Source organism: Candidatus Aminicenantes bacterium (assembly GCA_026393795.1).
In the GTDB taxonomy this organism is placed as follows: Bacteria; Acidobacteriota; Aminicenantia; order UBA2199; family UBA2199; genus UBA2199.
In genome coordinates this window covers 1-6,075 of record JAPKZL010000046.1, presented here as the reverse complement: position 1 = coordinate 6,075, position 6,075 = coordinate 1, and the positions used below count along the sequence as shown (strand labels likewise).

9 protein-coding genes and 1 tRNA gene are annotated in these 6,075 nt (G+C 56.5%); 9 read left to right on the top strand and 1 reads right to left on the bottom strand.

The genetic code is table 11. The features are described 5' to 3' along the window. Nucleotides 1-424: hypothetical protein (locus NTW95_01965; protein ID MCX6556189.1), on the top strand; the 424-nt coding region annotated here is incomplete at its 5' end. Nucleotides 425-757: 333 nt separating this feature from the next. Here the strand turns inward: NTW95_01965 and NTW95_01960 are convergent. Continuing rightward, a complete protein-coding gene (locus NTW95_01960; protein ID MCX6556188.1) occupies nucleotides 758-1,225 on the bottom strand; it encodes a hypothetical protein in 468 nt (155 codons plus the stop codon). A gap of 27 nt (nucleotides 1,226-1,252) precedes the next feature. Here NTW95_01960 and NTW95_01955 point away from each other — a divergent pair. The 8 genes from NTW95_01955 to dnaB all read left to right on the top strand — a co-directional run. After that, nucleotides 1,253-1,324: transfer RNA gene (locus tag NTW95_01955), tRNA-Gln, on the top strand. A gap of 9 nt (nucleotides 1,325-1,333) precedes the next feature. Next, a complete protein-coding gene (locus NTW95_01950) occupies nucleotides 1,334-2,287 on the top strand; it encodes a ribose-phosphate pyrophosphokinase (GenBank protein ID MCX6556187.1) in 954 nt (317 codons plus the stop codon). Between the two features lie 7 nt (nucleotides 2,288-2,294). Then, on the top strand, nucleotides 2,295-3,062 hold the full coding sequence (locus tag NTW95_01945) for a 50S ribosomal protein L25 (protein MCX6556186.1): 768 nt from the start codon (nucleotides 2,295-2,297) through the stop codon (nucleotides 3,060-3,062). Between the two features lie 18 nt (nucleotides 3,063-3,080). Continuing rightward, nucleotides 3,081-3,698: an aminoacyl-tRNA hydrolase gene (pth, locus tag NTW95_01940; GenBank protein MCX6556185.1), complete on the top strand. Its 618-nt coding sequence runs from the start codon at nucleotides 3,081-3,083 to the stop codon at nucleotides 3,696-3,698. Next, nucleotides 3,688-4,119: a 30S ribosomal protein S6 gene (gene rpsF, locus NTW95_01935; GenBank protein ID MCX6556184.1), complete on the top strand. Its 432-nt coding sequence runs from the start codon at nucleotides 3,688-3,690 to the stop codon at nucleotides 4,117-4,119. The genes pth and rpsF overlap by 11 nt, the downstream gene beginning before the upstream one ends. After that, complete coding sequence (gene rpsR, locus NTW95_01930) at nucleotides 4,103-4,375, top strand: 30S ribosomal protein S18 (protein ID MCX6556183.1); 273 nt, start codon at nucleotides 4,103-4,105, stop codon at nucleotides 4,373-4,375. The genes rpsF and rpsR overlap by 17 nt, the downstream gene beginning before the upstream one ends. A gap of 1 nt (nucleotide 4,376) precedes the next feature. Next, complete coding sequence (gene rplI, locus NTW95_01925; protein MCX6556182.1) at nucleotides 4,377-4,838, top strand: 50S ribosomal protein L9; 462 nt, start codon at nucleotides 4,377-4,379, stop codon at nucleotides 4,836-4,838. A 2-nt stretch (nucleotides 4,839-4,840) separates the two neighbouring features. Beyond that, a partial coding sequence (dnaB, locus tag NTW95_01920) for a replicative DNA helicase (protein MCX6556181.1) occupies nucleotides 4,841-6,075 on the top strand: 1,235 nt, incomplete at its 3' end.

Below are 6,075 nucleotides of genomic sequence, written 5' to 3'. Positions count from 1 at the left end.
GCGCTTCGATTCCGGCAGGGCCAAATTCCTGTTTTTCACTCCGCTGAACCAGATGGGGCTGGAGCTGGACGTGAATGGCGAAAATGCGCTGCTGCTGCATCCAGGCAAAAAACTTTTTTGGCGGGGCCGATTCAGCGACCTGATGGACCGTTTGTGGGGCATCGACCTGACCCTGGATGAGTTGAAGCGTATCGTCGGCGAAGGGTTGCTCCCGGAAGGAAAGATAAGGGAACAGGGGATCGAGATACGCTTGGAAACAGGTCCCGGCGAACGCTCGCCGCGGTTGGTGCGCATCATGCATAACCATGCCGACCTGACCTTGAAAATTCAGAAAAAAGAGCTTCGCCCCGGACAGATCGTTTTCCTCGATTATGAAACGAGATTCCGTGCGGCAGAACTCGAAGAGGTTCTCGGCGATGATTAGGCTGAAATCGTTCGCCAAGATCAACCTCGGCTTGGAGGTGACCGGCAAAAGGGCCGACGGCTACCACCTGCTGCGCACCATCTTCCAAACAATTTCCCTCTGCGACGAGCTGCAGCTCAGTGAAAACAAAAAGCAGGAGATTTGCCTGGCCGGTTCCCATCCCGGCATCCGCTGGGACGAGAGCAATACCATCGCCCGCGCCTTCCGGCTGATCAGTGAAAATTACCGCGTCGGCCATGGATTTGACGTCACGGTCAGGAAAAACATCCCGCCCGGATCGGGACTTGGGGGGGGCAGCGGCAACGCGGCCGTCATGCTGCTTTTTCTCGACCGCTACTTCAGCCTGAATATTCCCGCCAACGCCATGAACGCCTTGGCCGCACAGCTGGGTGCCGATGTGCCGTTTTTCCTCAATGGCGGCACGGCGCTGGGCGAAGGAATAGGGGAGGAGCTGACCCCATTGCCGGAAATCAAGCCCCGGGCCGTTGCCCTTTTTGTCCCCGAATTGCAAGTCTCCACCGCCTTGGTTTTTTCCCGGCTGAACTTGACAAAACCGGCGTTAACCGGTAAAATACAACTCTTCTTGCAAAGAGGCGATTTCTCCGTTTTGGAAAATGAACTGGAAAAAGTCACGTTTGCCTTGTTTCCGGAAATCAGGGAGATCAAGCGCAAGATGATCCAAGGAGGATGCGATTTCGTGCAGATGACAGGCAGTGGTTCGGCGGTATACGGGCTGGGGGCGCGGAAAAAGCTGTCCGCGCTGGCCGCTTGTCTGCCCGGCGTGATCGTGACCCGGACCATCGACAATAAATACTACCGGGAGAAAATTGGGGTGTGGCCAAGCGGTAAGGCATCGGCCTTTGGAGCCGAGATTCGGAGGTTCGAATCCTCCCGCCCCAGAAAAACCACATGATCAGCAGTAATAAATTTTTGCTCTTTTCCGGTTCCTCCAACAAAAAATTGGCCGACGAAATCGCCGCTGACCTGCACTTGAAGCTGGGCCGGTCGGTGCTGGATGTTTTTTCCGACGGCGAAATCCGCTTTCAAAGCCACGAGAACGTCCGCGGCGCCGACGTGTTCATCATCCAGTCGCTCTGCAAGGATAGCAATTTCAACATCATGGAACTCTTGCTGATGGCCGACGCCTTCAAGCGGGCTTCGGCGCGCCGGATCACCGCCGTCATCACCTACTACGCCTACGCTCGCCAGGATCGCAAAGACAGGCCGCGCGTGGCCATCTCGGCGCGGCTGCTGGCCGATCTGCTGGAAACGGCCGGGTTTTCCCGGGTCCTGACCATCGACCTGCACGCCACCCAGATCCAGGGTTTTTTCAACATTCCGGTCGACAACCTGATGGCGTTGCCGGTCTTCATCAGCCATTTCAAGAAGCTGAAATTGTCGAACCTGGTCATCGTTTCCCCAGACGCCGGCGGCGTGGAGCGGGCCCGGCTTTTTTCCCAGAACTTGAACGCCGACCTGGCCATCGCCGACAAGCGCCGCACCGCTCCCAACGTGGCCGAGCTGATGCACATCATCGGCGACGTCGAGGGCAAGAACGCCATCATCGTCGATGACATCATCGATACGGCCGGCACCCTCTCCGAAACCATAAAGGCCTTGAAGAAAAGGGGGGCGAAGCGGGTCTTCGCCGCCTGCACCCACGGCATATTTTCCGGCCAGGCCATCCAGCGCATCAACGATTCTCCGGTCGAGAAGATCTTCGTCACCAGCACCATCCCCCTGCGCGTGGACAAGCGCGAATGCCCGAAGATCGAGGTCCTCTCGGTGGCCGGATTGTTCGCCGCCGCCATCGAAAGCATTCACAAGGAAACATCCGTCTCGAAACTATTTTTAAAAAAATGAGGAGCATATGGAAAACTTAATCACCATCAAAGCCGACTTGCGAGAAGACATAAGCAAAAAAGCCTGCAAGAGCCTGCGCGCCAACGGTAAGATACCGGCCATTGTCTACGGCATCACCGCCGAGAGCATCCCCATCTCGGTCGCTTTAAGCGACATCAAGGGCATCATGAAATCCGAGAAAAAGGAAAACTCGATCCTGCGCATCGTGCAGAGCGACAAGGCCAAATTCGACGCCATGATCAAGGAGATCCAGTACGACTACCTGTCCGACCACATCATTCACATCGATTTCATCCGCATCGACCTGAACAAGCTCGTGGAGGTCGAAGTGCCGGTGATTCTCTTCGGCGAGGCGATCGGCGTCAAGACCGAGGACGGGTTGCTCGAGTTCATCCACCGCGTCATCCACATCCGCTGCCTGCCCACCCAGATCCCCAAGGAAATCAGGGTGGACGTTTCCGCGCTCCATCTGAACCAGTCGATCAAGGTGGAAAACCTGCCCAAGACCGAGGAATACCAGTTCATTTCTCCGGCCAACACGGTGATCTGCGCCGTGGCCGCCAAGGCCAAGGAAGAGGTGGTGGAAGTGCCTGAAGTCGCCGAAGTCGTTGAAGGTGCGGTCGAAGGCGCCGCTCCCGCCGCCGCACCCGCTGCCGGAGCCGCCGGAGTCGCCGCTGCCCCCGCCGCCGCCGAAAAGGAAAAAGGCAAGGAAAAAGATAAAGGCAAGGAAAAGGGCGCGGACAAAGGCAAGGGAAAAGAGAAGAAGGAGGGATAAATTTTTGTCTTCATCGGTTTGGGCAATCCTGATAAGAAATACGAAAAAACACCGCACAATGCCGGTTTTTCATGCATCGACGAACTGTGCCGGCGCCACGACGTCCAATTGGCCGGGCTGGGAAACATCCTGCAGTACAGAAAGACCGCGATCTGCGGCCAGCCGGTCGTGCTGGCCAAGCCGATGACCTACATGAACGAATCGGGGCTGGCCGTGCGTCAATTGACAAAAATGTTCGCTTTCGACCAGGCGCAGATGCTGCTGATCTACGATGACATCGATCTGCCCCTCGGTCATATCCGCCTCAGGGAAAGGGGCAGCGCCGGCAGCCACAAGGGGATGAAATCGGTCATCCAGCACTACGGCGCGCAAGAATTTCCGCGTCTGCGCATCGGCATCGGGATTCGCCATCCCGGACAAAAGACGGCCAGCCTGGTCCGCTACGTGCTGACATCCTTCCGGGGCGAAAAAAACGAGATTTTCAAGCTGGGAATCGTGCAGGCCGCCGACGCGGCGGAAGCGATTCTGGAAACGGGCATGGCCGACGCCATGAATGCATTTAACAGGAGAAAGAACTCCTTGCTTCTTCGTCAAGAAGAGGCTAAAACATCCACAAGGAGACACCATGAACGGTAAGTACGAAATTGGCTTCATCATTACCCCCGACGCCAGTGAAGATGAAGTCAAGAAGATCATCGAATCCATCAGCGGCAGCATCAAGAAAGCCAAAGGCGTGATCGAGAGCATCGATGAGTGGGGGAGGAAAAAAATGGCCTATCCGATCCAAAAAAACCTGGAAGGCTATTTCGTGTTCATCCTGACCGAAGTCGACGGCGCCGTCATCGCCGACCTCGAAAGACGTCTGAAGCAGATGGAAAAGGTGTTGCGCTTCATCACCCTGCGCCTGGATGACAAGCTGAAGAAATCCAACAAGCTGACCAAGCGCTGGCAGAAGATCGAGCAGTTCAGGAAGCGGACCCAGTTCAGCCACGAGGAAAGCAAGGAAGGCGGCGATACCGTCGGAAAAGAGGAGGAAACCTATGCAGACGAGAAGTAGTTCCCCTGAAGGCAAGCCCCAGAAAAAATACTATTCGGTACGCAAGAAGTACTGCGCCTTTTGCAAGGACAAGGTCACGCTGGTCGACTACAAGAATTTCAAGAACCTGGAAAACTACATTTCCGAGACCGGGCGCATGTTCCCGGCCCGGGTCAGCGGCACCTGCGCCTACCATCAGAAGCAGCTCGCCAAGGCCATCAAAAGGGCGCGGCAGATGGCGCTGATCAAATTCAGCGAAGAGAAGCGGGGCTACTAACATGAAAGTCATCCTGACCGCCGACGTCGAAAAGGTCGGCAATCTCGGCGATATCATCGACGTGAAAAAAGGGTTCGTGCGCAATTTCCTCCTGCCGAGGAAATATGCCGTGGAAGTGACCGAGCACAACGTCGCCCTGATGGAGAACAAGAAGAAAAAGCACCAGAAGCAGCTCGAAATCGAAAAACTCTCCGCCGTGGAGCAAAAACAAAAACTGGACGTCATCTCGCTGACCATCAAAAAGAAAGCCGGCGAGAACGATGTCCTGTTCGGCTCGGTGACCACCAGCGAGCTCGAAAAAGAGCTGAAGGCCATGGGCATCAATGTGGAAAAGAAGAAACTCCATCTCGAAGAGCCCATCAAGCGCCTGGGTAACTACACGCTCAAGATCAAGCTCTTCAAGGATGTCGAGGCCGAAATCAAGATCGCGGTCTTGCAGGATGGCGACGCAACCAGCGACTGAACGTGGCGATCACCCTTGACCTGAAAACGGCGCTGCCTCACGACGAGATCGCCGAGCGGGCGCTGCTGGGGGCCATGCTCTTGGACAACCGCTACGTCAATCAGGTTTTTTCCGAGATCACCTGCGAGGATTTTTTCCGCGACACGCACGCGCTGATCGCCACGGCCGTCCTGCACCTGGTCAACGCCAGTTCCACTGCCGACATCATCACCGTGGCCAGCCATCTGGAAAAGAACAAGGAATTGAAGTTCGTCGGCGGGCACTCGGCCATCTCCTCCCTGGTCGACGACATCCCGGAGAACCTGGACATCAAGGAATACATCAAGATCGTCAAGGACCGTTCGATGCTCAGGAAGATCATCCTCACCTCGATGGGCATCATCCAGAAGGGGGTTGAGCCCTCCGCCGACACCGTCAGCCTGCTCAACGAAATCCAGGAAGACATCATCAAGATTTCCGAAGACCGGATCAAGAGGGGCTTCTACTCCACCGCCGAGCTGATTCCCGAGACCATGGAATTGATCGAGAACATCCAGCGCAAAGGAGAGAGCCAGGGCCTGAAAACCGGCTTCTACGAGCTCGACGACATCACCTCCGGCTTTCAGAACGGCGATCTGATCGTGTTCGCCGCCCGGCCTTCAATGGGCAAGACCGCCCTGGCCTTGAACATCGCCGTCAACATGGCCATCAAGGAAGAAAAATCGGTGGCATTCTACTCCATCGAGATGTCCCGGTTGCAGGTGCTGATGCGCATGCTGGCCATCCATGCCAAGGTCAGCATGAGCGCGATCCGCACCGGCAAGTCTCCTCACCTGACCAACAAGGAGTGGCACGACCTGGAACTGGCCGCCGCCGAACTGCAGAAGGCCAAACTGTTCATCGACGATTCGGCCTCGCTGTCGATCGTGGAAATGAAGGCCAGGGCGAGGAAACTGAAGGCGGAGAAAAAGCTGGATATCGTCTTCGTCGATTACCTGCAGCTGATCAAGGTGACCGGGGAAAACCTGCGCCGCAACGACAACCGCGCCCAGGAAGTCACCATCATCACCGCCGCCCTGAAGGAGCTGGCCAAGGAACTGCAAATCCCGGTGGTGGCCATGGCGCAGCTGAACCGGGCACCGGAAACCCGCGGCGGCAAGCGGGAAAAGGGGCCGCGCTACCAGCTCTCCGACCTCAAGGAAAGCGGGTCGATCGAGCAGGATGCCGACGTGGTCATCTTCATCCACCGCGACGACCA